This is a genomic window from Nocardia asteroides (assembly GCA_019930625.1).
In the GTDB taxonomy this organism is placed as follows: Bacteria; Actinomycetota; Actinomycetes; order Mycobacteriales; family Mycobacteriaceae; genus Nocardia; species Nocardia sputi.
Window position 1 is genome coordinate 1,330,081 of sequence record CP082844.1, and the last position, 25,238, is coordinate 1,355,318.

A 25,238-nucleotide genomic window follows, 5' to 3' on the forward strand; every position below is an offset into this window, starting at 1 on the left:
GGAAAACGGGCAGCGTCCCGTATCCGGCTCCGCTACACCACGTCGACCCGTACGCCCGCCGCTCGGATCTTCTCCACCGCGACCGGATCGGCGTCGGTGTCGGTGACCAGCACGTGCACCTGCTCGATGCCGCAGATGCGGGCCAGGGCGGTGCGTTCGAGCTTGTCCCCGGTGGCCACCACCAGCACCCGCCCGGAACGCCGCACCATCTCGGTGGTCACCCCGGCCTCATCGATGTGCCTGCACTGGGCGCCGCCCTCGGCGGAGATCGCGTTCACCCCGAGCACGAGCTCGTCGAGCCGCAATTCGGCCAGCGCCCGTTCGGCGAGCGGCCCGTGCAGCTCGTAGGACTCCCGCCGCGCCACTCCGCCGAGGACGATGGTGCGCATGTGCGGCCGCAGCACCATCTCTCCCGCGATGTTCAGCGCGTTGGTGACGATGGTCAGCTGCTCGTCCCCCGACGAATCCGGATCGGTGCGCCCGGCCAGCGCCCTGGCCACCGCCGTTGTGGTGGTGCCGCCGTTCATCCCCACCACCGCGTGCGGATCGACCAGGGATGCGGCGTGCTCGGCGATGCGCTGCTTGGCCTCGCCCGCGCTCTGCCGGTAGCGGGCGGGCAGGTCGTAGGCCACCGAGGTGGCCACAACACCGCCGTGCGTCCGGGTCGCCAGCTGTTGCTCGGCGAGCGCGGTGAAATCGCGGCGCACCGTCGCGGCGGACACGCCGAGCCGCTCGGCGGCCTCCTCCACCGAGAGCCGACCGGACTCGGCGAGCAGCTCGAGCAACCGGTTCCACCGTTGCGGTCGATCCGTCGACCCGGTCATCTCACACCGCCCCGCTCGCACGGGGGACCTGCTGTTTCGGCGAGCACGCGAACAATATGACCACACGCACGCGCCGACCGCGAAGATTGCCTGCGGCCGGTGCCGAGCCGGGTCGGCTCAAGGCACATCGACCTCGACCGCGGGCCTCGACCGGAGCGTCGGTGGGTGGGAAAAGCGTCCGGCCCCGTCTCCCCTGGGCACATCGGCCCCTGTGAGAGACAGACCGGAGTTCACGAAATAGGCGATTTCTTCGCAGATTTCGTCCAGACTCACTGTCGCGTCCGGGGCGGTGCTGTGCACCAATTCCTGGGCCAGGGACGTGACCGCGCCGATCACCGCCAGTGCGAAGAGATCGAAACGCCGCGGGCCGGTCTCGCCGCGGCCGACGGCGCGTTCGGCCTCGCTGATCAGCAACGCCGAGAGCAAGCGGCGCTGCTGCCTGCGCCACTCCTCCACCGCGGCGCTGACGCCGACGATCTCCACATAGCAAACTCGCGCGCACCGGGCGTCGGCACACGTGACGCCCAGATACGCGCGGAAACTCGCCACCACGCGCGCGGGCAGGGGCTCGTTCTCGGTGGCCGCCAGCGCCGCGATCGCGCATTCCAGCGCACGGGAGGTGATGCGATTGGCCAGGGCGATGAGCAGTGCCTCGCGGCTGCCCATGTCCTCGTAGAAACTGCGCGTGGAGACATTCGCCACGGCGCAGAGGCGTTCGATCGACGTGGCCGCGTAACCCTGGGTGCCGAATAGTTCGAGAGCGGCGTCGATCAGCCGGGTCTGCCGCTGGGCAACCCGCTGTTGCTTGGACAGTCCGCCGTAGCTACGACCGTCTCTGGGTCGGTGATCCCGCCGTGTCACCGTTCGATGCTACCGCGCGGCTACCTTTCGTCAGCGCGCTGAACGGTAGACACGCAACCATGTCGCCGGACGTTTCCGCCATGGGCGGCAACGGAATCGATCGTGCCCGAACTATTTCACGCTGCCCGCCGTCAAGCCGGCGACCAGACGCTTCTCGATGACAGCGAACAGCAGCACCACCGGGATGATGCCGACGGTGGAGATCGCGAACACGTACTGCCAGGCGGTGTCGTACTGGCCGACGAACTTGGTCAGCGCCACCGACAGCGGCTGATTCTCCGGCGTGGTCAGCACGACCAGGCTGGCAGCGAATTCGTTCCAGCACGCCACCGCGACGAAGATCGTCGCCGTGACGATGCCGGGCCAGACCAGCGGCAGGCTCACCCGCACCAGCGTCTGCCAGCGGCCGAGTCCGTCGAGCATCGCGGCTTCCTCGATCTCCACCGGGATCGCGGCGAAGAAACTGTGCAGGATCCACACCGCGAAGGACAAGTTGAACGCGGCGTTGACCAGGATCATGGCCAGCCAGGTGTCATTGATGCCGAGCGCGAAGAACTCGCGGATCAACCCGGTGACCAGCACCGTGGGCTGCAACATCTGGGTCACCAGCACCACACCGAGGAACACTCCGCGACCCGGGAAGCGGTGCCGGGCGGTGTAGTACCCCGCCGGTATCGCCACGGCCAGCACCAGCGCGGTGGCGCAGACGGTGATGATGATCGTGCTGGCCAGATTGAACGGCAGCGGCGTCTCGGGGGTGTCCCACATCGTCGTGTAGTTGTCCGGATGCCAGGACTGCGGCAGATACGTCGGCGGGATGCGCAGGATCTCGGCTCCGCTCTTCAACGACCCGAGCACCATCACGACGAAAGGCAGCAGGAACCCCGCGGCGAGCACCACGCCGACCGCGGTGAGCTCCCAGCGCCGTCGCTCCCGCCGCGCGGGTTCGGCCGCGGCGACCGGCGCCATCGGCACCTGCTCGCGGACCCGCACCCGCGTCGTCATCGGTCGACCTCCCGGGTCGGGCGGACCAGCCGGACGTAGATCGCGATGACGACGACGATCAGCGCGAAGTTCAGCACGCTCATCGCGGCGGCGGTGTCGACCTGCTGGTTCTGCCGGATCAGCTTGAACGTGAGCGTCGTGGTGGTGTCCGCCGAGAACCCGGCGATGCTGCCGGTGATCACTTGCAGGATCGGCAGCGAATTGAACACGTTGATGATGTTGATGATGGTCGCCACCGCGATCGCCGGACGCAGCTGCGGCAACGTGAGATGGCGGTAGCGCTGCCACGCGCTCGCGCCGTCGACCCGCCCCGCCTCCTCGATCTCCGCCGGGATCGACTGCAACCCGGCCAGAATCGTGTAGGTCGTGAACGGCACCGAGACGAATACCGCGACGGCCATCGCCACGAGGAACGCCTGTGCCGGCTGCTTGGTGAAGCCGTAACCGCGGTCGAGCAGGCCGATGTCGACCAGGAACCGGTTCGCGATGCCGACGTCCGGGTCGAGCATGTAGTAGAAGATCGTCGTCGTCATCACCACCGACGCCGCCCACGGCACCAGGATCGCCATCCGCACGGCGGTGCGGCCGGGGAAGTCCTTGTGCAGGAACTGGGCCAGCGCCGCGGACAGCACCAGGGTGAGCAGCACGACGCCGACCACCCAGACCACCGTGTGGGCAAACACCGAGCCGAGTTCCGAGATCGCGAACAGGCTCCGGTAGTTGGCCAGTCCGGCGTTGCCGCGGTCCTGGCCGTAGGCGGTGAGGTCCCTGGTGCTGGTCCACACCATGTAGCAGGCCGGGAAGGCGACGATGCCCGCGATCAGGACCAGCGAAGGCGCGATCCACGGCAACGCCGCCGGCAATCCCCTGCGCCGCACGTCAGTTCGCGGCTTCCTGGATGCGACGCAATACCTGAGCCGGGTCCGCGCCCTGTCCGATCGTGCCCATCTGCTGGCGGATGGCGCCCTGAGCCGCGGCCCATTTCGGGTTGTTGCTCGGGTAGAACCGTGCCACCGAGAGCGTGGCGGCGAACGCTTTCGTCACGGGGTCATCGGCGAGCGCGGCGGCGGCACTGTGCGTGATCGGGATGAAGCCCTCGTGCTTGACGAAGTTCGCGTACACCGCGGCCGAATAGAAGTAGTCGAGGAACTTCTTGATCGACTCGGCTTTCGCGCCGTCCTTCTTGAACGCCATCAGGTGGTCGGCCACACCCAGCGTCACCGGGTTGCCGGTCTTGGTCGGCGACGGCGCGGTCGCGTAGCGCAGGCCGGGGTTCTTCGCGGTGATCTGGCCGATGGTGGGCGGCAGCGCTTCGATCATGCCGATCTTGCCCTGGATGAAGGCGTTGATCACGTCCTTGCGGTCGGTCGCGCCCGGATTCGGTTGAGTGGCGCCGGCATCGATGAGTTCACGCATGGCCCGCACACCCTCCAGGTTCTCCGGGGTGTCCACGGTGATCCGGTCGCCGTCGGCCCAGGAGCCGCCCGCGCCGAAGGTCCAGATGGAGGCCTCGCCCTGCGCCTCCTCGCTACCCAGTGGGAGCCCGTACCCGGAGACGCCGCCGCCGAGCGCCTGGATCTTCTTCGCCACGTCGGTCAGCTCGGCCCAGGTCTTCGGCGGCCGGACGATGCCCGCCTTGTCGAACAATTCGGTGTTGTAGAACAGGGTGCGAGTGGAGGCGAACAACGGCAGTGCGTACTGGGTGCCGTTCAGCGACGCGTTCTGCGCGAAGGCCGGCTGGATGTCCGCCAGCACCGGCGCGGAGACGATGTCGGTGGCCGGGTAGAGCAAGCCGTCTGCGGCGAAGCTGGCGTAGGCGTCGATGTTGAGGATGTCCGGGGTGGTCGCCTGCGACTGGAGCTTCGTGCGCACCACGTCGTTGATCGAGTTCCACGATTCCATCTGCAAATTCACCGTGATGCCCGGGTTCTGCTTCTGGAATTCGGCGATGACGCCGTCCCACAGCGCCTTGGTGCCCGTGGCGCCGTCGCTGTAGGCGGGGGCCAGGAGATTGATCGTAGTGTCGGAGTCCGCGGCATTCTTCGGACCGAACCCGCAGGACGAGAGGGTCAGCGCGAGGCCGGTGACCATCGCGACTCCGGCAAGCACGCGGTGGAATGGTCTTTTCACGAGCAGAACCTTTCAGATTTACCCACCCGGCGCCAGCGGAGCCGCCGATGATGGGAGGACACACCGTCCGTGCGCCTCAATCTAGCCCGGATGGTGATCATATGTGACCGATTTGATCGTAAATTTGACATGAACGATCACGTCGAGCGAAGCTGTTCAGGTGCCTACGCCTGCCGACCACACGCCGGAACCACATCTGGCCACCGAGGTGGCGACCCAGCCGGACGACTGGACGCACGCCGCCACCATCGCCGCGGATCATCACGCCGCACTGCCGAAGCCGGGCGAGCGCGTCGCCGTGATCGGGTGCGGCACGTCGTATTTCATGTCCCGGGCGATCGCGGCGCTGCGGGAGGGCGCGGGCCGGGGGCTCACGGATGCCTGGCCAGCCAGCGCGGTCCCGGCCCGGGAGTACGACCGCTACCTCGTGATCTGCCGCTCCGGCACCACCACCGAGGTCATCCGCGCCATGCGGGCGATCCCGGCGCGCGTCCCTCGCGCGGTGATCTGCTCCAGTCCCGGCACACCTGTCCTCGAACTGGGTGATCCGATCCTCATCGAGCAGGTCGACGAGCGGTCGGTGGTGCAGACCCGTTTCGCGACCACCACCCTCGCCATCCTGCGCAGCCACCTCGGCGAGGACCTCACGCCGGTGATCGCCCAAGCTCGCGCCGTGCTCGCCGAGCAGCCCGCCGAGTCGCTGGTGGCGGTACGCGGCGCCGAGCAGATCAGCTTCGTCGGCATGGGATTCGCGGCGGCCATCGCCGACGAGGCGGCGCTCAAGCTGCGCGAATCCTGCCAGTCCTGGACGGAGGCCTATCCGGCGACCGAGTACCGCCACGGCCCCATCGCCATCTCGGCGCCGGGCCGGGCGGTTTGGGCCTTCGGGCCGCTGGAGCCGGGATTCGCCGACGATGTCGCCGCCACCGGCGCCCACCTGGAACACCGCGAGATCGACCCGATGGCGGATCTGCTGCGGGTGCACCGGCTCTGCGTCCTGCGTGCCGCCGACCTGGGGCTGGACCCGGACCATCCGCGCGGCCTGAATCGCTCCGTGGTCTTGAAGTCGTGATCGAGCACGTGCGGTGAGAACCGGTCGTGGCCAGGCCGCGCGCACCCTGGCCCAGGGTTCGCCACGAACTACTGTGCCGAGCATGGGAAACGAACAGCCGAGGACACCGGCGGGTTCTGGTGCGTCCGTGGCCGGGCCGCGCACCCCTGAGACCAACTCGCGCCGCGACGAGCCGACCGGGCGTTCGGGCTCGGGGCGGGCCACGACCGTGCTCGGCACGACGACGCTCACCGCGCCGCTACCGGGCGAGGCGCTCGTGCTCGGACTGGATGTCGGCGGAACCACCATCAAAGGCGAGGTCACCGATGCCGAAGGCGCGGCTCTGGCGATGGGCTCGGTCGCCACGCCCCACGGTCCGGTCGCCTTCGACGCGATGGGCGAGCTCGGCGAGCGGTTGCTGGCCGAACTGCCGGAATCCGACCGCGGCCGGGTGCGCCGCGCGGCGGTGGTGCTGCCGGGGATCGTCGATACCACGCGCTCGATCGCGGTGTTCAGCAGCAACGTCGGTTGGCGCGACGTGCATGTGGGCGATCGCTTCACCGAGCGCTGGGGCGTGCCGACGCTGATCGAACACGATGTCGCCGTGGCCGGTTGGGCGGAATGGAAGTACGGCGCCGGGCAGGGCCACGAGAACGTGTGCGTCGTCATTCTCGGCACCGGTATCTCCGGGACGCTGTCGGTCGGCGGGCGGTTGGTGCGCAGCAGCTACGGGCAGGTCGGCGAGTACGGGCACGTGCCGGTGCGGCGCGCGGGCGGCTTGCCCTGCCCGTGCGGCAATACCGGCTGCGTCGAGACGGTCGCGTCGGGCGCGGCCATCGCGCGCGCCTACACCCGCCGCACCGGACGGGAGACGACCGGCGCCGCCGAGGTCTTCGCCCTCATGTCCACCGACCCCGACGCCGCCGCCGTGGTCGAGGACGCGGTCGAGGCGCTCGCCGACGGGCTGGTCGGCATCGTGCACGCCGCCTGTCCCGAACTGGTCGTCCTCGGCGGCGGCCTCGCCGGAGCGGGCACGGCGCTGACCGCCCCACTGCACCGGGCGCTGACGGACCGGCTCCGCCTGGTCCCCGCACCGCGAGTGGTGCTCGGCGAGTTCGGCGCCCGCGCCGGGCTGGCGGGCGCCGCCCTCTTCGCCCGCCGAGGGGCACTGACATGACGCCGTACACCGAACTGATTCGCGGACGCATCGTCTCGGCGAGCGTCACGCTGAACGACGGCGTCGTCCTGGTCTCCGGAGACCGGATCGAGGCGGTCCGGTCGTTCAGGCAATGGCGCGCGACGCATCCCGATTTACCTGAGCCGCCATTTTCCGGCACCGTGCTGCCGGGGCTTGTGGACATTCACAATCACGGCGGATTCGGGTACCGGTTCGACACCGTGAACAGCACGTACGCGCGGATGGCGGCCGAATCGCACCATGCGCGCGGCTCGACCACGGTGGTGGCGAGCGTGGTCACCGGCCCCGGCACGGAGATGGTGGCGCAGACCGCCACCCTGCGCGAACTCGCCGAGGAAGGCGTGCTCGGCGGAATCCATGTCGAGGGGCCTTTCCTCTCCGAGGCGCGATGCGGAGCACAGGATCCGCGTTTCCTGCGCGACCCCGATCTCGGGTTGACCGAGCAACTGCTGGCCGCCGGAGGCCCACACCTGCGGGCGATGACGCTCGCGCCGGAGCGCCCCGGCTACGCGGCCGTCGCGCAGCGGCTGACCGACAACGGGGTGGTGGTCGCGCTCGGCCACAGCGACACCGACTACCGGGCTTTTCGTAATGCCCTGCGCCCGCACGGATCGGGCAGCATCGTGACGCACCTGGCGAACGGCATGCCACCGCTGCATCACCGGCACCCGGGTCCGGTGGCGGCGGCTTTGGTGGCCGCGGCCGCCGGGGACGCGATCGTGGAGCTGATCGGCGACGGCGTGCACGTGGATCCGGGCTTCGCCGCGCTGGTGTTCGCGACCGCGCCGGGGCGGGTCGCGCTGGTCACCGACGCCATGCAGGCGGCCGGACTCGGCGACGGCGAGTACCAGCTCGGTCCGCAGCCGGTGACCGTGCGGCACGGGGTGGCGCGCATCGCCGACGGGTCGATCGCGGGCGGAGTCAGCACCCTGCTGGAGTGCCTCGCGCGCGCGGTGCGCGAATCCGGCGTCGGGCTGCGGGAGGCGGTGTGCGCGGCCACCTCGGTTCCGGCCGCCGCGCTCGGGCTCGCCGACGTCGGTGACCTGCGGCCCGGCCACTTCGCCGACATTCTGACAGCCAGTGACAATCTCCACTTGCGCAGGGTGCTCAGACGTGGACAGTGGTTGAGGTGATCCTCACCGTGACAATGAATCCCGCGTACGACATGACCTATCGCGTCGAACGCTTCGAACGCGGGCAGGCCCATCGGGTCCGGTCGGTGGAGCAGCGCATCGGCGGCAAGGGCATCAACGTGACCCGGGTGCTGAACCAGCTCGGCAGGTACGCCAGGGCTACCGGATTCTCCGACCACGCCTTCGCGGCCGCCGCCGAACTGGAGTTGCCGGTCGACTTCGTGCACGCGCTGCCCTGGGTGCGCCGCACCGTGGTGATCAGCGAATCCGACGACGGGACCGCCACCGCGCTGTGGGAGCCGGGCGCGCGGGTCTCCAATCCGCATGCCGCCGAGCAGTTGGCCGTCCGGGTGGCCGGCATGCTCCCCGATATCGCCGGGCTGGTCATCTCCGGGTCGCTGCCGGGCGGCATCGAACCCGCGCTGCCCGCCGAGATCGCGCGCAACGCCATCGCGGCCGATGTGCCCACCATCTGTGACGTCGACGGCGAGGCACTGCGCTTGGCCGCCCAGGTACCTGGCATCGTGCTCACGCCGAACGCGGCTGAGCTGCAACGCCTCACCGGCGCGGAACCCGCGTCCGCGGACGAGATCGTCACCGCCGTGCACCCGCTCATCGAGAACGGAGTCCGGGCCGTGATCGCCACGCGCGGGACGGAGGGAATCACCGCGGTGACCGCTGACGGCGCGTGGTCGGCGGCGTTGCCCGAACCGCTCGCCGGGAATCCCACCGGTGCGGGCGATGCGGCGGTGGCGGCGATGATCGCCGCCCTGGCATCCGCATCGAGCACGGACTGGCCCGCGCTGCTCGCCGATGCGGTGGCGACCTCCGCGGCGGCCGTGGTGGTCCCGGTGGCCGGTGAGATCGACCGTTGTCTGCGGACCCGACTGGCCCCGACCGTTCAGGTCGAACAACTGGATCTACCCGAACCACAGAAAGCGCTCCCATGACCACCGCCGACCACACCGAGCCTCCAGCGGAGGCCGAAGGGCAGCGCGAACTATGCCACTGACCTCGATCCCGGATCTGATCTCCGCGGCCCGTCCGGGTGGGCTCGGCGCGTTCAATGTGATCACCCTCGAGCATGCCGAGGCGATCGCCGCAGCAGCGGAGTCGGCGAAAAGGCCAGTGGTCTTGCAACTTTCGGAGAACACGGCGATCTATCACGGCGGCATCGCGCCCCTCGCACTCGCATGCCTGCGCATCGCCGCCGACAGCGACGCCTCCGTCGCGGTTCATCTCGACCATGCCACCAGCGCCGAATTGGTGCGCACCGCGGTCGATCTCGGTATCCACTCTGTCATGTACGACGGCTCGGCCCTGGACTACGCCGACAACCTCGCGACCACCGCCGAGGTCGCGGCCTGGTGCCATGAGCGCGGGGTGCACGTCGAAGCCGAACTCGGCGCGGTGGGCGGCAAGGATGGCGCGCACGCACCCGGGGTGCGCACCGATCCCGACGAAGCCGTCGAGTTCGTGAGCGCCACCGGTGTCGACGCACTGGCGGTGGCCGTCGGCTCTTCGCACGCCATGCACACCCGCACGGCGGCACTCGACAACGACCTGATCGCCCACCTGGCGGCGAAGGTTCCCGTCCCCTTGGTGCTGCACGGCTCCTCCGGCGTCCCGGATCGAGGTCTCCGCGACGCCGTGGACCACGGCATGACGAAGATCAACATCGCCACCCGCCTGAACATTCGGATGACAGCCGCCGTCCGCGCCTGCCTCGCATACGATTCCCACCTCTCCGACCCACGCAAGTACCTCACCCCCGCCCGCGCCGCCGTGCAGGCGGAAGTCGAGCACTTCCTCCGCCTCCTCGCCTGATCGCGCGTGCCGCTTCATCACCGGCCCACCGCGTGATCAGATGAGGGAATGATCATTCGACATGTGACGGTCGACTGTTCCGACCCCTTCGCCCTCGCGTCGTTCTGGAGCGCCGTCACCGGATGGCCGGTGGCGCAGGCCAATGGACCCGACGACGACTACGCCGTCGTGGAGGCACCGGAAGGAACCCCGGGCCTGCTGTTCATCCGAGTCCCCGAACCAAAGGCGGTGAAAAACCGAGTCCACCTCGACTGGATGCCCGCCGAACGCACCCGCGACGAGGAAGTCGACCGCGTCCTCGCCCTCGGCGCAACCCTGCACGAAGACCACCGAACCCCCGATGGCCTCGGCTGGGTCACCCTCCGCGATCCCGAGAACAACGAATTCTGCATCGAACGCCCCCACCACTGATCCTCCACTAGTGGCGCATCACCGAGACGTCTACTCGGGTTTCGCCGCAGCCAGGTGCCCCTGGCGAAAGCGAACGGCCGGCGGCGCACGCGAGGGTGCGCGCCGCCGGCCGGTTCTCATGGTGGGCAGGGCAGTTGTCCACCGGCAGGGCTGTCGATGGATCGCTTCGCATCGACGGGGTCACTCTTCCCGGTGGAGCTGAGTTTTCGGTGTAGTGAAGCTGAGAGTCGGCTGGGAGAGGCGCGCTGTGGTGGGGCCGCTAGGTGATTTCCGCGGCGCGGATGGCCGTTGTGAATGCCGCCCACTGCGTCGGCGTGAACGCCAGCACGGGGGATGCCCCCGGTACTCCCGCGAACTTGCTGTCTCGAACCAGGATTCGGTCGCCGTCGAAGCGAACCTCTACGCACGCCTGGCTGTCACTGGAATAGGACGACTTGAACCAGCCCCGCACAGGGAAATTCGAGCTATCCACAATCTCGAGCTTACAAGCCGTCGACTCTGGCCTCGATCAGCGCGAGCGAATCGGTTCGGGACATGGCGTGCTCGGCGAGCGCGCTGTCGAACATCGTGTTCAGATGCCGTACCGGCTCGGCATCCTCGATCAATCCCAACTGAACGAGGGTCTCGCTCCAACCGATGTCCGGCAGCAGTGCGCTCTCGAAGCCGAGCACGTGAAAGGTCGCCCCGCCGAGCAGCACTCCGCCAGGCGCGTCGAACGGAATGATCCTCAGGTCCACGGTTTCGGGGTAGCGCTCGATCAGCGCCGCCAGATGGCGGAGTTGCCCACGAAGCACGTCGCCACCACCCGTGCGCTGGGTGAGCGTCGCTTCGCCGATCACAGCAACCAGGCGCAGCGGATCGGACCCGGTCACTCTTTCCTGGCGGCGCATACGCACCTCGACCCACTGGTCGATCTCCACCCTTCGAACACGAGCGAGGTCGTTGGTGAACAGTGCGCGTGCGTACTCGCGCGTTTGCAACAACCCAGGGATCAGGACACTTTCGTAGGTACGAACGCGCTCGGCCCCGTGCTCCAACCCGTACAGGCGCAACACCTCGTCCGACAGCAACCCGGCGTACTCAGACCACCACCCTCGGCGCTTGGCGATATCGCGCAGCCGCAACATCTCCTCGCGCTCGTCCGGGTCGAATTCCAGCAGGCTCATCAGCTTTCGCAGTTTGTCCTCGGCCAGGACGCGTTCCTTCTCGACCTTCGACCAGTACGACAGGGTGAAGCCCAGTTCCTTGGCGATGAGGGACGCGGAGACGTCGAACTCGGTGCGGCGGCGCTTGATCCGGAGCATGAGCTCCCAGCGGGCGACCGTGGGCGAGAGTGGTGCCATCGTCCGATGAGTCCTTCCGGCTCCGGCTGTTCGTGCAGATGACCGTACCCGCATCCACAGCCCGCGAAGTTTGTCAAATGGACTGGTCAACTTGACCTATCACGGACCGACTTCTAAGCTGCTTGTGTTGTGCATCACAGGCGGGGGCTGTCATCGGAACCCGCCCTGCGGGGATGGAGGGGGTTCTGATGTCCGTGCACGTCGTCGACCGGATCTGGATCGTCAGTGACCGGACGCCGCATCAGGCGCGCCGGGTCAGCGACGACGCGTGGGTGGTGTCCTACCTGCGTGGCCGGATGGTGACCACGGAGCAGGCGACGGCGGCTATCCAAGCGGCGGAGATGGTTTCACTGACGGAGGAGCTGACGTGCCGGTTCGGGCTCACGGCACTGGAGGCCGTCGGGCTCGTCGTCATCGAATCGCCATGGGACGGCGGGCCGTTGTCCCATCGCCACCGTCCGGGCGGGCGTCGTCGCCGCTGATATTCGCGTCTCGCGTAATGCCCGGCGCGACCATTTCGACCGAGGGGGTTATCCGCAGTGGAACCACTGCCGACCAAAGAGCTCGTCCTTCAGGCCTGCCGTAGCGCGCCGCACCGCGCCCACCCCATCCTGGAGTCCGCCCACCTACTCACGGGATTGCACAAGCGCCGCCTCGGCCGTGAACCGGGCGGTGCGAACGACATCGACCGGGATCGCGCCCGGCTCGTCCTCGCCGTCGATCGCTGGGTCGCCACCGAGGCGCCGCCGCCACACGGCGGTGCGCACATGCACACCGAGACCGTCGGCATGGTGGTCGATCGTCTCGCTCAGTTCTCCGCCTGCGCGTACGCGATCCTCGCTGGGGCGCCGGAATGGGCGGTGCACAATGCTTGGGAGCGCCTGGCCGAACTGGCGCTCGGCTACGAGGATCTCGCCTATGAGGTCGCGGCGGGCGTGCGCCGCTTGCCCTACCTCAGCGGCCCGCGCGAGCAGCCGTGACTCATTCCCCGTCCGGGTGCGGCCAGGCATTGGCCTCCACACGGGCGCGCACCCGGGCCACGTCGGCTTCCGACGGCATCGCGTTGGTGATCTTGGTGATCATCACCTGGATATCGGTCTCATCGATGTCCGCCCCGCCCGCACCGGCCAGCTCGGCGGCGATCCGTGCGACCTCCTCGTCGGACAGGCGACGGCGCAGCAGCGCGAGCAGCGGGATGTAGTCGGATTCCGGCACGCCATCCGGGTATCCGACCCGCAGCCAGCCGATGATCGCGTTCAGGAAAGGTGGCATCGGCGGCGGCTCGGTCAGTCGGAATCAGCGGGTGGATCGGCCAGCGGCCAGCCGCCTGCCGCCAAGTGGGAGGCAACGCGGGCGACGTCGCCTTCGTCCGGCTGTTCCATGGCGATCCGGGCGATGGCCTGCTCGATCTCGACGCGGGTGATCCCGCTGTCCGGGTTCGAAGCCACCAACTCCTCGGCGATGACGACCACCTCGTAGTCGGTGAGGTGCCGGTGCAGCACGGCGAACAGCGCCACGTAATCCGATCGCGGAACGCCCTGCGGATACCCGGCACGGAGCCAGCCCACTACCTTGCCGAGCAGCTTCGGCCGGGTCGGTGCGGGTTTCACTGGTTCGGTCACGGTGCCACTCCTCACGCCTGGCCGAACAGATGGATGCCGAATCTGGCGGCGAGGAACGCCTTCGCCGTGTACAGGATTCCGCCCACGATCGCGACGACGACCACCGCGAAGCACGTCAGCGCTGCCGTGAGCGCGGGATAGTTGCGCCGCACGGTGCTGGTATCCGCGTCGGCCGTCTCCGACATCGACCAGAAGCGCACCCCGATCGCGAAGATCATCGGCAAGCCCGCTCCGAGCACCAGCCCGGCCGCGACGACTTTCCACAGCCCGCTCAGATTCGTGACGAGAGTGTGCACGCTGGTCCTCCTACACCTGGGCCGATCGGTTCGAGTCCGCCGACGTGGTCCGGTCGTCGCCGGCGGGTGCCGCCGGGTCGGTCCCGTCGCCCGGCCACTCGTTGACATTGCCGGTGTGCACCGGATTGCGCCGCGACCGCAGCCACATCAGCGTCGACAGCCCGATCAGCAGACCGAAGACCACGAGCACCCCGGCCAGCCCGCCGACGAAGTGGGCGATGGCCCAGCAGATCGCCCCGGCCACTCCGGCCAGCGGCAGCGTGAGCAACCATGCGACCACCATCCGCCCCATCACGCTCCAGCGCACCTCGGCGCCCTTGCCGAGGCCGGTACCGAGGATGGAGCCGGTGGCGGTCTGCGTGGTGGACAGCGGCAGACCGAAATGGGCGGAAGTCAAGATGATCGCGGCCGACGCGGATTCTGCCGCGAGCCCCTGTGGCGAGTCGATCTCGACCAGGCCCTTGCCCAGTGTGCGGATGATCCGCCAGCCGCCGAGATAGGTGCCCGCCGCGATGGCCACGGCACAGGCGGCCATCACCCACAGCGGCAGCTCGGCGTCCTTGGTGAGTGTCCCGTGCGCGACGAGCGCGAGGAAGATCACGCCCATCGTCTTCTGGGCGTCGTTCGTGCCGTGCGCCAGCGAGACCAGCGAGGCCGAGCCGATCTGGCCCCACCGGAACCCCTCGGTGACCTTGTCCTCGTCGGCGCCGCGGGTGATCCGGTACACCAGCCACGTGCCGATCGCCGAGACCAGCGCGGCGACGATGGGCGCGAGCACGGCCGGAAGAACGATCTTGGTGAGCACGCCTTCGGAGCCGGACGCCCAGATCACGCCGCTCCACCCGAGCGCGGCCAGCGTCGACCCGATCAGGCCACCGAACAGCGCGTGCGACGAACTCGACGGCAGACCGAACAGCCAGGTGAGCAGGTTCCACAGGATTCCGCCGACCAGACCGGCGAACACGATGACGAGCAGATCGTGGCCGCTGACGGCGTCGAGCCGGACGATGCCTTTCGCCACGGTGGCGGCCACGGCGACCGACAGGAACGCGCCGACCAGGTTCAGCACCGCCGACAGCGCGACCGCCACGCGCGGCCGGAGGGCTCCGGTGGCGATCGAGGTCGCCATCGCGTTCGCCGTGTCGTGGAAGCCGTTCGTGAAATCGAATGCGAGTGCCGTGACGATGACGATCAGGAGAACCAGGAATTCGACGGTCACGCCTCCAGTGTGCTGCACCGCCGAACGTCATAGCCATGTGGTTACCGAAAGTCCTCCGGCCGCCATGGACTAGCCTGGTTCGTCCGGTATCAGCCGGATCGGGTGCAGTGCGGGATGGTCGCACGCCCGGCGAACCGGTCATCGATCCACGAGTTCGCGCCGGGTATGCCGCTGAGGCCGACCAGGAAGTGTTCGCCGAGATAGACCTGGAAATCCACCGGCGTCCCCGCGCCGCACCAGTCCGTGTAGAGCTTCTCCGCACCGGCCAGCGGCACCCATGGGTCGTGCGTGGCGTGATAGAGGAACACCGGCACCGTCGGCGCGCTCGCTCCCAGCCGGTTGGCGGCCAATATCTCCTGGATCATCGGCAGCTCGGTGGGCGCGGCGGCGTGGGTGAGCGCCTGCACCGGGATCGGAGCGACGACCCCGGCGAATTCCTCCGCCGACATGCACACGTCCTTGCCGATCTGCGCCAGCCGCCAGCCGTTGTCGTTCATCAGGTCGAGCATCTCGGGATACTCCCGGGCCAGTCCGAGCGTCGCGGCCAGGAAGACCCCGGAAGCCAAGTTACGGCCGTTCATGGTGGACAGCAGCATGCCGAAGTCGGCGGGAACACCGCCGAACGCCGCACCCACCAGATTCAGCTCCGGCGCGTATTCGGGGGCCAGCTGCGCGGCCCACCCGCTCGCGATCGCCCCGCCGGAGTATCCGGTGACCACCGTCGGAGCGTCCGGACGCAGCCCGAGCTCCGGCGTTCCCACCACGGCCCGGATCGAGTCGAGCACCGCGTGCCCGGCCATCAGGCCCGCCCCGTATGCCTGTCGCGGGCCCTGGTGGTCCGGCACGAGCACCGCGTACCCCCTGGCCAGCGGGATCTGGGCGGCCCACAACTTGGCCGACAACACGGTCCTGAGTTCGTAGGACGGTGCGCACCGATGCCCGAGCGAGTCGATGGCGGCATTGAACGACAGCACCGGGCGCGGCCCCGGCCCGGGCCACGGTGTCCGCGGCACGAGCAACGTCGCGACCACCGGCACCGGACGCCCCTTGGAATCGGTGGACCGGATCAGCAGTTCGGTCGACTCCAGCGGGAACACGGTCAGGCCGGTGCCTCCCGGGCGGGACGCGAGAACCGTTCCCGGCGGCAGGCTCTCGAAGTCCGGCGGCGGCGTGTAGAACGGATCACCCAGCGGCGTGGGGAGGATCCCGGGATATTCGCGGGAAGGCGTGAGGAACTGCTCGATCGGATTCGCCTGCGCCTGCGGACCTACCGCACTCACCGCCAACGCGCCCAGCAGCGACATTACGAGCCGGACACACCGCCCGGACAGCACCATTCGCATCATCCCACCCGCCCGCCGATTCCTTGTCCGGAAGCACGAACCGGCCGGACCAGAGCATTGTGGCGGCCATCCGGAACCTTGCGCTGCCCATACTTACAGCGGCTCGACGCGCCTCGCGCGACCGACACGCTCCTGCTCGGGAGCGTGCGCGCTTCACATCACGGCAGCAGCGCGCGAACGGTGTCGATGGTGTCGGCTTCGGCGGGTTCTTTGTCGGGGCGATAGCGCACCACCCGAGCGAAACGCAACGCGACACCACCGGGATAGCGTGGGCTGACCTGCACGCCGTCCAGGGCTATTTCGACGATCAGTTTCGGCCACAGATACACGGTGTGCTGATCGCGGGAGCGTTCGTGCCGTGGGAATTCGGCGGTCTGCCATTGCAGCAGCGCGTCGGTGAGTCCTTTGAACGTCTTGCCCACCATGACCGGCTCGCCGGTGTCCGGGTCGAGAGCACCCAGATGCAGGTTCGACAGGTAGCCCGTGCGGCGGCCGTATCCCCATTCCGCGCCGAGCACGATCAGATCGAGGGTGTGCGTGGGCTTGATCTTCTGCCAGGCCCGGCCGCGCCTGCCCGCCGCGTACGGCGCGGTCAACGACTTGATCATGACGCCTTCGTGACCCGCTGCCAGCGCGCCGTCGAAGTATTCCGCGGCCGCCTCGGCATCCGGCCGCAGCAGCGCGGGAATGGTGTGCGCGCCGGCCACCTTCGTCAGCGCCGCGCGCCGCTCGGACAGCGGAGCGTCCAGCAGGTCCCGGCCGTCCAGGTGCAGGCAGTCGAAGAAATACGGATGCAGCAGCAGTTCCCTGGTAGTACTCACCTCGGCGAACCGGCTCATGGTCTCCTGGAACGGGCGCGGCCGCCCGGAGTCGGTGAGCGCCAGCGTCTCGCCGTCCAGCACGACGCTCGTGCAGTTCAGACCCCCCACCAGCTCGACGAGTTCCGGCACGCTCGCGGTGATCTCGCGCAGCGTCCTGGTGAACACCCGAATCCGGTCGCCGTCCCGATGCACCTGGATGCGGGCGCCGTCCAGCTTGTGCTCGAGGCTCACCTCGCCCTCGAACTCGATCAGCGCCTCGTCCAGCGTCGCACCGGGTGCGGCGAGCATGGGCTGGATCGGGCGGCCGACTTCGAGCCGGAACTCCGCGAGCGCGGCAGCGCCACCGGTCAGCGCCGCGACGGCGGTGACCGGCAACCGGCCCGACAGCATGTACGCCCGGCGCACCAGATCGGGCGGCACGCCGGCGGCGACGGCCACGGCTTCGGCGACCACGGCGGTGAGCGCGCCCTGGCGCAGCTCTCCGGTGAGCAGGCGTACCAGGAAGCCCTGCTCCTCCGCGGTGGCCGCGGACCACAGCGCCGCGAGCAGTTCCTTGCGCCGAGCCGCGGAACCGGCGCCGGAGGTGCCTGCCAGATCGCTCAGCGCGGCGTGCACCGCCGACACCGTCAGCGTCGCCACCGGGGCCGACGGGATGTCGAGGGTGGTGAGCGTGCGCCAACCCGTGCCGATCCGCCCCTGCGGTAGCTCGCCGGACGCCCAGGCGACCACCGGCGTCAGCTCCTCGGGAGCGGCCGCCGTCAGCAACCCTGCCAACGTGGCGATTTTCGTCTTGCGTGACCTGGTCGCGCGCACGGTCTCCGAGCCGAGGACGACATCCGAGAACAACACCCTGCCGACGGTAGCCGCCGGGTACGACACCGCGCTGGAACCTGCTGCTAATCAGAAATTGGCACGAATGCGAAAGCGTCCATAAGCTGGACGCATGGCCAAGACCTACGTCGGCGCTCGGCTGCGTCAGCTGCGGACCGAACGCGGGCTGAGCCAAGTCGCGCTGGCCCAGCAGCTGGAGATCTCGGCGAGTTATCTCAACCAGATCGAGCACGACGTGCGGCCGCTCACCGTCCCGGTGCTGCTGAAAATCAGCGACCTGTTCGGCGTCGACGCCACCTTCTTCTCCGCGCAGGACGACACCCGGCTCATCGCCGAACTCCAAGAGGTCGTGATGGACCAGGAGCTGGGCATCGAGGCCGACGCCCAGGAGATCGCCGACATGGTCTCGGCGCACCCGAGCATGGCCCGCGCGCTGGTCAACATGCACAACCGCTACCGCAACACCTCCGCCCAACTGGCCGCGGCCACCGAGGACCGGTTCGCCGACAGCGCGGGCAGCGGGGCGATCAGCAAGCCGCACGAGGAAGTGCGCGACTACTTCTATCAGCGTCAGAACTACATTCACGAGCTCGATACGGCCGCCGAAGACCTCACCGCGCGCATCCGTTTCCACGGCGGCGACGTCAACAGCGAGATCGCCAGGATTCTGCGCGCGCACGACGTGCGGATCACCGAGCGCATCGACCTCGGCGAAGGTGTGCTGCACCGCTTCGACCCGCAGACCCGCAACCTGGAGATCGCACCGCATCTGTCCGGCGGGCAGCGCACCTTCAAGCTGGCCGCCGAACTGGCCTACTTCGAGTGCGGCGAGCTGCTGGAGAAGCTGGTCGAGGAGGGCAATTTCGCGTCCGAGGACGCCCGCAAGCTGGCCATGCTCGGGCTGGCCAACTACTTCGCCGCGGCGACGGTGCTGCCGTACACGCATTTCCACGAGGTCGCCGAGGACTTCCGTTACGACATCGAACGGCTGTCGGCGTTCTTCACCCAGAGTTACGAGACCATCTGTCACCGGCTCTCCACGCTGCAACGCCCGTCGCTGCGCGGCGTGCCGTTCTCGTTCGTGCGAGTGGACCGGGCGGGCAACATGTCCAAGCGCCAGTCGGCCACCGGATTCCACTTCTCCGCCAGCGGCGGAACATGCCCGCTGTGGAACGTCTACGAGACCTTCGCCTATCCCGGCAAGATCATGACGCAGATCGCGCAGATGCCCGACGGCCGCAAGTACCTGTGGGTGGCCCGGACGGTGGAACGCCGCGCCACCCGCTACGGCCAGCCGAGCAAGACCTTCGCCATCGGACTCGGCTGCGAACTGCGGCACGCGGCCCGCGTGATCTACGCCGACGGCATCGATCTCGACGAAGTGCAGCCGACGCCGATCGGTGCCGGATGCCGAGTCTGCGAACGCGCCAATTGCCCGCAACGCGCCTTCCCGCCGCTGGGCAAGGTGCTCGACATCAGCGAACACCGCAGCTCGGTGTCGCCGTACGTGCTGAAGTAGTCGTAACCGATCGTCCTGGACGACGTCCGGCCGGTGTCGCAGCCCGACCGGCCGGACGTCGTGTCAGGCGGCCTGTGTCCTGCGCGCGATACGCAGACCGGCCACCGTCATGCCCAGCGCGGCCACGAGCAATCCCGCCAGAATCCAGGCCAGCGCCGCGAAACCGTGCGGTGCGGCGGACGCGGCGACCAGCGGGCCGATGGTCGCGCCCACGTAGAAGCTGAACATCGCGACCGACATGGCGGCGGCCCGTGATTCGCCGCCCAGCTCGCCCGCGCTCTGCAGCACGGCGGGAGCGATGATGCCGAGACCGCCGACCAGAACCGCGAGCAGGACGGCCAGCACGGCCGGATGGGTTCCCTCGAAGGTCGCCAGCACCATCGCCGTCGCGGCGATCAGTACGCCGAGCACGATCTGACCGTGCTTGGACAGCCGGGCCAGCGGCACCGCGAGCAGGGGAAGCGCGACCATCACCGGCAGCGCGCCCGCACGCAACGCGAGCAGTTCGCCCGAGCCCCGCACCACTCCGGTCAGTTCCAGGCCGGTGTACACCCCGACCATCACGGCCATGCTCATCGCGCCCGCGATCAGCATCGGCAGCAGCGCCCGGATGCGCAGCACCGCCGGAATGGCGGCGTAGCTGTACCGCAGCGGCAGCTCGCGGCCGGTGGGAGCGTCGGCCAGCAGCACCGAACGCAGGACCAGCGCCAGTAAGGCGAAACCGACGGCGGACGCGAGGAAGACGGTGCGCCAGGGGAAGACGTCCACCATCGCCTGCGACACGATCTGCGCGATCACCGTGGCCGCGAGAAACGACGTGGCCACCGACATGGTGGCCACGGCACGGTGCGCTGGATCGATGCGGGTGGCCACATAGGCCATGATCGCGGGCGGAATCGAGCCGACCACCAGGCCCTGCACGACCCGCAGGCCGACGGCCAGCGGTGCACCGAACGCCAAACCGGTCAATAGGGTGACCACTGCGGCGACCAGCATTCCGGCCACGAGCACCCGGCGGTGTCCGTAGCGATCCGCCAACGGCCCGAACAATACGAAGCCCCCGGCGTACCCGAAGGCGAACGCGCTGATGATCCAGGTCATCACCGCGGAGCCGACGCCCCAGTCGGCCCGCATGGCGGCGAAAAGCGGGATCGGGACGTACATCTGGCCGGTGGCCAAGAGGGCGGCCAGAACGAAGAAGGGCAGGGTGCGCCCCGTGTGGGCCCGTGCGGACGTATCCCGGACGGGCGTCGCGACCGGAGCCGCGGACTGGAAGGTGGGCATTGCCATGGACTCGAAGGTAGGCCCGGCGGGACCCGCTGTCAACCAAATAGTTGGTTTAATGAACTGGTAAAGTGTTCGTCATGACGGCCACGATGAAACGCAGTGACGCGACCAGGCAGGCCCTGTTGCGCGCCGCCCGCGACGAATTCGCGCAGTACGGGCTGGCCGGGGCGCGAGTCGATCGGATCGCCGAGACGGCCGGCGTCAACAAGGAGCGCATCTACGGACTGTTCGGCAGCAAGGACAAGCTGTTCGACGTCATCCTGATCGAGACGCTGCGCGAGTTCATCGACGTGGTGAAGCCCCTGGCCGATACCGAACCCGGCGCGTACGTCGGCAAGCTGTTCGACTACCACCGCGACAATCCGCAGCTGTTGCGGCTGATGCTCTGGGAGGCGCTGCATCGCGGCGCCGACGCCCACGACATCGACGGCTGGCGCGCCCGGCACTACGTCCGCAAATCCGACCGCGCCCGAGAGCAGTTCGACATCGACGCCACGAACGCGGGGCGCCTGCTGCTGGCGCTGTGTGGCCTGGCCAACTGGTCGCTCGCCGTCCCGCAGACCACCAAGCTGCTGCTGGGTGAGGCCGGTGCGCAGGACAAGGACGCCACCCGCGCGTTCCTGATGGACTTCGCCAGGGCGGCGATGCGGCGCGACGCGGCCCCGGACGAGCGGGGAGCACGCCTGCCGGAGGTCGAACTGGTCAATGATTTGACCACCGGCGACGGACAGTCCGAGGTGGACCGCGCCGCACGCAGGCTGCGCGACGCCCAGGCCACCGCCGAGGCCGCCCGCGCGGACCTCGCCACCGCCCTGCGGGCGGCCCATGCCGCGGGCGCGAGCGCCAATAAGCTCGCCAAGCAGATCTCCGGCACGCTGTCGCGGCCCGTCGTACTCAAACTGCTGTCCGATTCAGAGGGCTGACCGCTAGAACGCCGCCTCGTCCAGGTTCATGATGTCGTTGTCGAGTGACTCGATGATCTCGCGCACCGCGGTCAGGTTCGGCAGCGCGTTCTTGGCGAAGAAGCTCGCGACAGCGACCTTTCCGGCGTAGAAAGCGCGATCTTTCTCGGGCGCGCCGGCGCCGAGTGCCGAGGCCGCGATCTCCGCTTGCACCAGCAACCGCCAGCCGATGAGGAGGTCGCCGACTGCGAGCAGGAAGCGCACCGAGCCCGAGCCGACCTTGTACAGCTCGCTCGGCTCCTCCCGGGCGCCCATGAGGAAGCCGGTGAGGGCGGCCGCCATCGCCTGCACATCCGCCGCGGCGGTGCGCAGCAGTTCGCGTTCGGTCTCGAACCGCCCGGTCTTCGCGTCCAGGAACGCCGCGATTCGCGCGCTGACGTGGGCGAGCGCGACGCCGCGGTCGCGGGCGATCTTGCGGAAGAAGAAGTCCTGCGCCTGGATGGCGGTGGTGCCCTCGTAGAGCGAGTCGATCTTCGCGTCGCGGATGTACTGCTCGATCGGGTAGTCCTGGAGATAGCCGGAGCCGCCCAGGGTTTGCAGCGACTCGGTGAGGTACTGGTAGGCGCGCTCGGAGCCGACACCCTTGACGATCGGCAGCAGCAGATCGTCCACGCGGTGCGCCAGATCGGGGTCCGCGCCCGAGACCAGTTGCGCCACGTCGTCGTTCTGGTGAGCGGCGGTGTACAGGTACACCGCGCGCAGCCCCTCCGCGTACGCCTTCTGCATGGCCAGCGACCGCCGCACGTCCGGGTGGCGGATGATGCTCACGCGCGGCGCGGCCTTGTCGGTCATCTGCGTCAGGTCGGCGCCCTGGACCCGCTCCTTGGCGAAGGCCAGCGCGTTGAGGTAACCGGTCGACAGGGTGCCCGACGATTTGACGCCGACCATCATGCGCGCGTTCTCGATGACCTGGAACATCTGGGCGATGCCATTGTGCACCTCGCCGACCAGCCAGCCCTTGGCGGGGATGCCGTGGCCGCCGAAGGTCAGCTCGCAGGTGGGCGAGGATTTCAGGCCCATCTTGTGCTCCACCCCGGTGACGTACACACCGTTGCGCTCGCCGATTTCCAAGGTCTCGGGGTCGAAGAGGAACTTCGGCACATAGAACAGCGACAGGCCCTTCGTGCCCGGTCCGGCGCCCTCGGGGCGGGCCAGCACCAGGTGGAAGACGTTCTCGGCGGTGTCGCCGACCTCGGCGCCGGAGATGAAGCGCTTCACGCCCTCGATGTGCCAGGAGCCGTCCTCCTGACGGATCGCCTTGGCGCGGCCGGCCCCGACGTCGGACCCGGCATCGGGTTCGGTGAGCACCATGGTGCCCTGCCAGCCCTTCTCGAAGCCGAGTGTGGCCCAGTGCCGCTGCTGCTCGGTGCCGACGTTGTAGAGCACCGACGCCATGACCGGGCCCATGTTGAAGAACGACGCCGACGGATTGGCGCAGGTGATCATCTCGGCGACCGCCCACACCAGCACCGCGGGCGCGGGCGTGCCGCCCATGCCCTCCGGCATGCCGAGCCTGCTCCAGTCCGCGTCGCGCACGGCGGTGACGGTCCTACGTAGCGGCTCCGGAACAGCGATCGAGAAGGTGGCCGGATCGTAGACGACCGGATCACGATCGGCCGCCGCGAAGGAGTCCGCCACCGGTCCCTCGGCCAGTCGCCGGACCTCGGACAGGATCTCCCGGACGGTGCCGGAGTCCAGGTCGCCGTAGGCGCCCGTATCCAGGAGCTTGTCCAGCTCGAGCACCTCGAACAGGTTGAACTCGATATCCCTCGGATTCGCCTTGTAGTGGCCCACCGGGTCCTCCTCGACTCGAGTCCGCGGGCCGCCGCGGATTGGGACGGTTCAGGCGTCGTACGAATCGAAGCGTGCCGCATCGCGGCGACGCTACGCAACCGTAGCCACCTCCGCCCCGGCCAGCGGGTTTGCCGGAACCTCACAGCGGGGCACCGAACATTGACCGGGAATGTTCACCTCCGCGAAACAGACGAAACGGACTTGTCATCGAGAGATATTCCGGCGCAACAACTTCTGTCTACCGTTCGCATCACGAATACAGCCGTTGTATACAGCCCCGTCTACAGCCGTGAGCGGGGCGAAGACGGGTGTGTTCGATGCGGCGCCCTGCCGACGCCGCCGCAACACCTGATGAGGAGAGGGTTCGCCCCATGCCAGATTCCCGTGCCATCCATCGCTCCGGGCGTGTGGCGAGAGTGATGGCGGTGCCCACCGCGGTCGCGCTCGCTGCCCTGTTGCTGACCGCCTGCGGCGCCAAGGACGACGCCTCCACCACCGGCTCCGGCGCCGCGTCCTGCGTCGACACGTCGAAGGACACGATCAAGATCGGTTCGCTGCACTCCCTGTCCGGCACGATGGCCATTTCCGAGGTCACGGTCGCCAACTCGACCAAGCTGGCCGTCGACCAGATCAACGCCGCGGGCGGCGTGCTCGGCAAGAAGATCGACCTGGTGCTCGAGGACGGCGCCTCGGACCCGAAGACCTTCGCGGAGAAGGCGGAGAAGCTGATCAGTTCCGACTGTGTCGCCGCCGTGTTCGGCGGCTGGACCTCGTCGAGCCGAAAGGCGATGAAGCCGAAGTTCGAGAGCCTGAACTCGCTGCTCTACTACCCGGTGCAGTACGAGGGCCTCGAGGACAGCAAGAACATCTTCTACACCGGCGCGACCACCAACCAGCAGATCATCCCGGCGCTGGACTACCTGAAGCAGAAGGGCATCACCTCCCTCTACCTGGTCGGGAGCGACTATGTCTTCCCGCAGACCGCCAATCGCGAGATCAAGGCGTACGCCGCGGCCAACGGCATCGAGATCAAGGGCGAGGATTACACCCCGCTCGGCTCCACCGACTTCTCCACCATCGTGAACAAGGTCCGCAGCGCCAAGGCGGGGGCGGTGTTCAACACCCTCAACGGGGACTCCAACGTCGCGTTCTTCCGCGAGTACAGCAACGCGGGCCTGAAGGCCGCGGAGATGCCGGTGGTCTCGGTGTCGATCGCCGAGGAGGAGGTCGCGGGCATCGGCGCGCAGCACATCGCCGGGCAGCTGACCGCGTGGAACTACTACCAGACCGTCGACAGCCCGGTGAACCGGAAGTTCGTCGCCGACTACAAGGCCGCCTTCGGCGCCGACAAGCCGACCTCGGACCCGATGGAAGCCGCCTACGCGTCGGTCTACCTGTGGAAGAACACCGTCGAGAAGGCCAAGTCGTTCAAGGTGGAGGACATCCAGGCCGCCGCCGACGGCGTCAGCTTCGACGCCCCCGAGGGACTGGTCACCATCGACGGTTCCAACCACCACATCACCAAGACCGCCCGCATCGGCGAGATCCGCCCCGACGGACTCATCTACACCGTGTGGGATTCCGGCAAGGCCGTGACACCGGACCCCTACCTGAAGTCCTACGACTGGGCCGAGGGCCTGAAGTAGTCCGCCGCTGTCCGCGGCCCAGCTACCGGTGCCCGCCCAGCGACACAGTCGCGACGGCGATCACGCGGAGCGCGCAATGAGGGGGGCCGCGGACAGCAACGGACCACCACAGCCA

At 68.6% G+C, this 25,238-nt stretch carries 26 protein-coding genes; 11 read left to right on the top strand and 15 right to left on the bottom strand.

The annotated features are described in order from the left end of the window. Positions 1 to 32 precede the first annotated feature (32 nt). The 5 genes from K8O92_06190 to K8O92_06210 all read right to left on the bottom strand — a co-directional run bounded on the left by K8O92_06190 (position 33) and on the right by K8O92_06210 (position 4,799). The gene (locus tag K8O92_06190; protein UAK33538.1) at positions 33 to 824 is read right to left on the bottom strand and encodes a DeoR/GlpR family DNA-binding transcription regulator; all 792 of its coding nucleotides are present in this window, start codon (positions 822 to 824) and stop codon (positions 33 to 35) included. A gap of 117 nt (positions 825 to 941) precedes the next feature. Then, positions 942 to 1,685: a TetR/AcrR family transcriptional regulator gene (locus K8O92_06195; GenBank protein ID UAK33539.1), complete on the bottom strand. Its 744-nt coding sequence runs from the start codon at positions 1,683 to 1,685 to the stop codon at positions 942 to 944. Positions 1,686 to 1,796: 111 nt separating this feature from the next. Next, complete coding sequence (locus K8O92_06200) at positions 1,797 to 2,690, bottom strand: carbohydrate ABC transporter permease (protein ID UAK33540.1); 894 nt, start codon at positions 2,688 to 2,690, stop codon at positions 1,797 to 1,799. Beyond that, a complete protein-coding gene (locus K8O92_06205) occupies positions 2,687 to 3,568 on the bottom strand; it encodes a sugar ABC transporter permease (GenBank protein UAK33541.1) in 882 nt (293 codons plus the stop codon). Before K8O92_06205 ends, K8O92_06200 begins: the two co-directional genes overlap by 4 nt. Before the next feature lies 1 nt (position 3,569). After that, positions 3,570 to 4,799, bottom strand: a complete 1,230-nt coding sequence (locus K8O92_06210; protein ID UAK35476.1) for an extracellular solute-binding protein — start codon at positions 4,797 to 4,799, stop codon at positions 3,570 to 3,572. A gap of 181 nt (positions 4,800 to 4,980) precedes the next feature. On the opposite strand from K8O92_06210, the gene K8O92_06215 reads away from it, so the two are divergent. The 6 genes from K8O92_06215 to K8O92_06240 all read left to right on the top strand — a co-directional run bounded on the left by K8O92_06215 (position 4,981) and on the right by K8O92_06240 (position 10,440). Beyond that, on the top strand, positions 4,981 to 5,892 hold the full coding sequence (locus K8O92_06215) for a sugar isomerase (GenBank protein UAK33542.1): 912 nt from the start codon (positions 4,981 to 4,983) through the stop codon (positions 5,890 to 5,892). A gap of 82 nt (positions 5,893 to 5,974) precedes the next feature. After that, positions 5,975 to 7,048, top strand: coding sequence for an ROK family protein (locus tag K8O92_06220; protein ID UAK33543.1), 1,074 nt, complete (start codon positions 5,975 to 5,977; stop codon positions 7,046 to 7,048). Continuing rightward, positions 7,045 to 8,202: an amidohydrolase family protein gene (locus tag K8O92_06225; GenBank protein UAK33544.1), complete on the top strand. Its 1,158-nt coding sequence runs from the start codon at positions 7,045 to 7,047 to the stop codon at positions 8,200 to 8,202. Before K8O92_06220 ends, K8O92_06225 begins: the two co-directional genes overlap by 4 nt. A gap of 14 nt (positions 8,203 to 8,216) precedes the next feature. Then, positions 8,217 to 9,152: a hexose kinase gene (locus K8O92_06230; GenBank protein ID UAK35477.1), complete on the top strand. Its 936-nt coding sequence runs from the start codon at positions 8,217 to 8,219 to the stop codon at positions 9,150 to 9,152. A gap of 52 nt (positions 9,153 to 9,204) precedes the next feature. Next, the gene (locus tag K8O92_06235; protein UAK33545.1) at positions 9,205 to 10,029 is read left to right on the top strand and encodes a class II fructose-bisphosphate aldolase; all 825 of its coding nucleotides are present in this window, start codon (positions 9,205 to 9,207) and stop codon (positions 10,027 to 10,029) included. 48 nt (positions 10,030 to 10,077) lie between these two features. Then, positions 10,078 to 10,440 (top strand): VOC family protein, encoded by a 363-nt coding sequence (locus K8O92_06240; protein UAK33546.1) that lies wholly within the window; start codon positions 10,078 to 10,080, stop codon positions 10,438 to 10,440. A gap of 259 nt (positions 10,441 to 10,699) precedes the next feature. Here the strand turns inward: K8O92_06240 and K8O92_06245 are convergent, their stop codons facing one another. Together K8O92_06245 and K8O92_06250 are read right to left on the bottom strand one after the other, a co-directional pair. Continuing rightward, positions 10,700 to 10,891, bottom strand: coding sequence for a DUF397 domain-containing protein (locus tag K8O92_06245; protein UAK35478.1), 192 nt, complete (start codon positions 10,889 to 10,891; stop codon positions 10,700 to 10,702). Positions 10,892 to 10,922: 31 nt separating this feature from the next. Next, complete coding sequence (locus tag K8O92_06250; GenBank protein ID UAK33547.1) at positions 10,923 to 11,783, bottom strand: DUF5753 domain-containing protein; 861 nt, start codon at positions 11,781 to 11,783, stop codon at positions 10,923 to 10,925. 188 nt (positions 11,784 to 11,971) lie between these two features. Between K8O92_06250 and K8O92_06255 the strand changes: the two genes are divergently transcribed. After that, the gene (locus K8O92_06255) at positions 11,972 to 12,265 is read left to right on the top strand and encodes a hypothetical protein (protein UAK33548.1); all 294 of its coding nucleotides are present in this window, start codon (positions 11,972 to 11,974) and stop codon (positions 12,263 to 12,265) included. Between the two features lie 57 nt (positions 12,266 to 12,322). Next, the gene (locus tag K8O92_06260) at positions 12,323 to 12,763 is read left to right on the top strand and encodes a DUF4254 domain-containing protein (GenBank protein ID UAK33549.1); all 441 of its coding nucleotides are present in this window, start codon (positions 12,323 to 12,325) and stop codon (positions 12,761 to 12,763) included. Position 12,764: 1 nt separating this feature from the next. Here the strand turns inward: K8O92_06260 and K8O92_06265 are convergent, their stop codons facing one another. The 6 genes from K8O92_06265 to K8O92_06290 form a co-directional block, all read right to left on the bottom strand. Next, entirely contained in the window at positions 12,765 to 13,055 is a 291-nt protein-coding gene (locus K8O92_06265) for a DUF3349 domain-containing protein (protein UAK33550.1), read from the bottom strand. Between the two features lie 14 nt (positions 13,056 to 13,069). Further along, a complete protein-coding gene (locus K8O92_06270; GenBank protein ID UAK33551.1) occupies positions 13,070 to 13,405 on the bottom strand; it encodes a DUF3349 domain-containing protein in 336 nt (111 codons plus the stop codon). Between the two features lie 11 nt (positions 13,406 to 13,416). Next, positions 13,417 to 13,701 carry a hypothetical protein gene (locus K8O92_06275; GenBank protein ID UAK33552.1) on the bottom strand — a complete coding sequence of 95 codons (285 nt, stop codon included), beginning with the start codon at positions 13,699 to 13,701 and terminating at the stop codon, positions 13,417 to 13,419. A gap of 10 nt (positions 13,702 to 13,711) precedes the next feature. Then, positions 13,712 to 14,920 carry an inorganic phosphate transporter gene (locus K8O92_06280; protein UAK33553.1) on the bottom strand — a complete coding sequence of 403 codons (1,209 nt, stop codon included), beginning with the start codon at positions 14,918 to 14,920 and terminating at the stop codon, positions 13,712 to 13,714. 89 nt (positions 14,921 to 15,009) lie between these two features. Next, positions 15,010 to 16,257 carry a lipase family protein gene (locus K8O92_06285; protein ID UAK33554.1) on the bottom strand — a complete coding sequence of 416 codons (1,248 nt, stop codon included), beginning with the start codon at positions 16,255 to 16,257 and terminating at the stop codon, positions 15,010 to 15,012. A 164-nt stretch (positions 16,258 to 16,421) separates the two neighbouring features. Continuing rightward, complete coding sequence (locus tag K8O92_06290; GenBank protein ID UAK33555.1) at positions 16,422 to 17,933, bottom strand: ATP-dependent DNA ligase; 1,512 nt, start codon at positions 17,931 to 17,933, stop codon at positions 16,422 to 16,424. Between the two features lie 94 nt (positions 17,934 to 18,027). On the opposite strand from K8O92_06290, the gene ramB reads away from it, so the two are divergent. Beyond that, positions 18,028 to 19,434 carry an acetate metabolism transcriptional regulator RamB gene (ramB, locus tag K8O92_06295; protein ID UAK33556.1) on the top strand — a complete coding sequence of 469 codons (1,407 nt, stop codon included), beginning with the start codon at positions 18,028 to 18,030 and terminating at the stop codon, positions 19,432 to 19,434. A gap of 63 nt (positions 19,435 to 19,497) precedes the next feature. Here the strand turns inward: ramB and K8O92_06300 are convergent, their stop codons facing one another. Next, entirely contained in the window at positions 19,498 to 20,724 is a 1,227-nt protein-coding gene (locus K8O92_06300; protein ID UAK33557.1) for an MFS transporter, read from the bottom strand. A gap of 86 nt (positions 20,725 to 20,810) precedes the next feature. Between K8O92_06300 and K8O92_06305 the strand changes: the two genes are divergently transcribed. Next, a complete protein-coding gene (locus tag K8O92_06305) occupies positions 20,811 to 21,644 on the top strand; it encodes a TetR family transcriptional regulator (protein ID UAK35479.1) in 834 nt (277 codons plus the stop codon). A 3-nt stretch (positions 21,645 to 21,647) separates the two neighbouring features. Here the strand turns inward: K8O92_06305 and K8O92_06310 are convergent, their stop codons facing one another. Next, positions 21,648 to 23,477: an acyl-CoA dehydrogenase gene (locus K8O92_06310; protein UAK33558.1), complete on the bottom strand. Its 1,830-nt coding sequence runs from the start codon at positions 23,475 to 23,477 to the stop codon at positions 21,648 to 21,650. Between the two features lie 371 nt (positions 23,478 to 23,848). Here K8O92_06310 and urtA point away from each other — a divergent pair, with 371 nt between their 5' ends. Continuing rightward, on the top strand, positions 23,849 to 25,123 hold the full coding sequence (gene urtA / locus K8O92_06315; protein UAK33559.1) for an urea ABC transporter substrate-binding protein: 1,275 nt from the start codon (positions 23,849 to 23,851) through the stop codon (positions 25,121 to 25,123). Positions 25,124 to 25,238 lie beyond the last annotated feature (115 nt).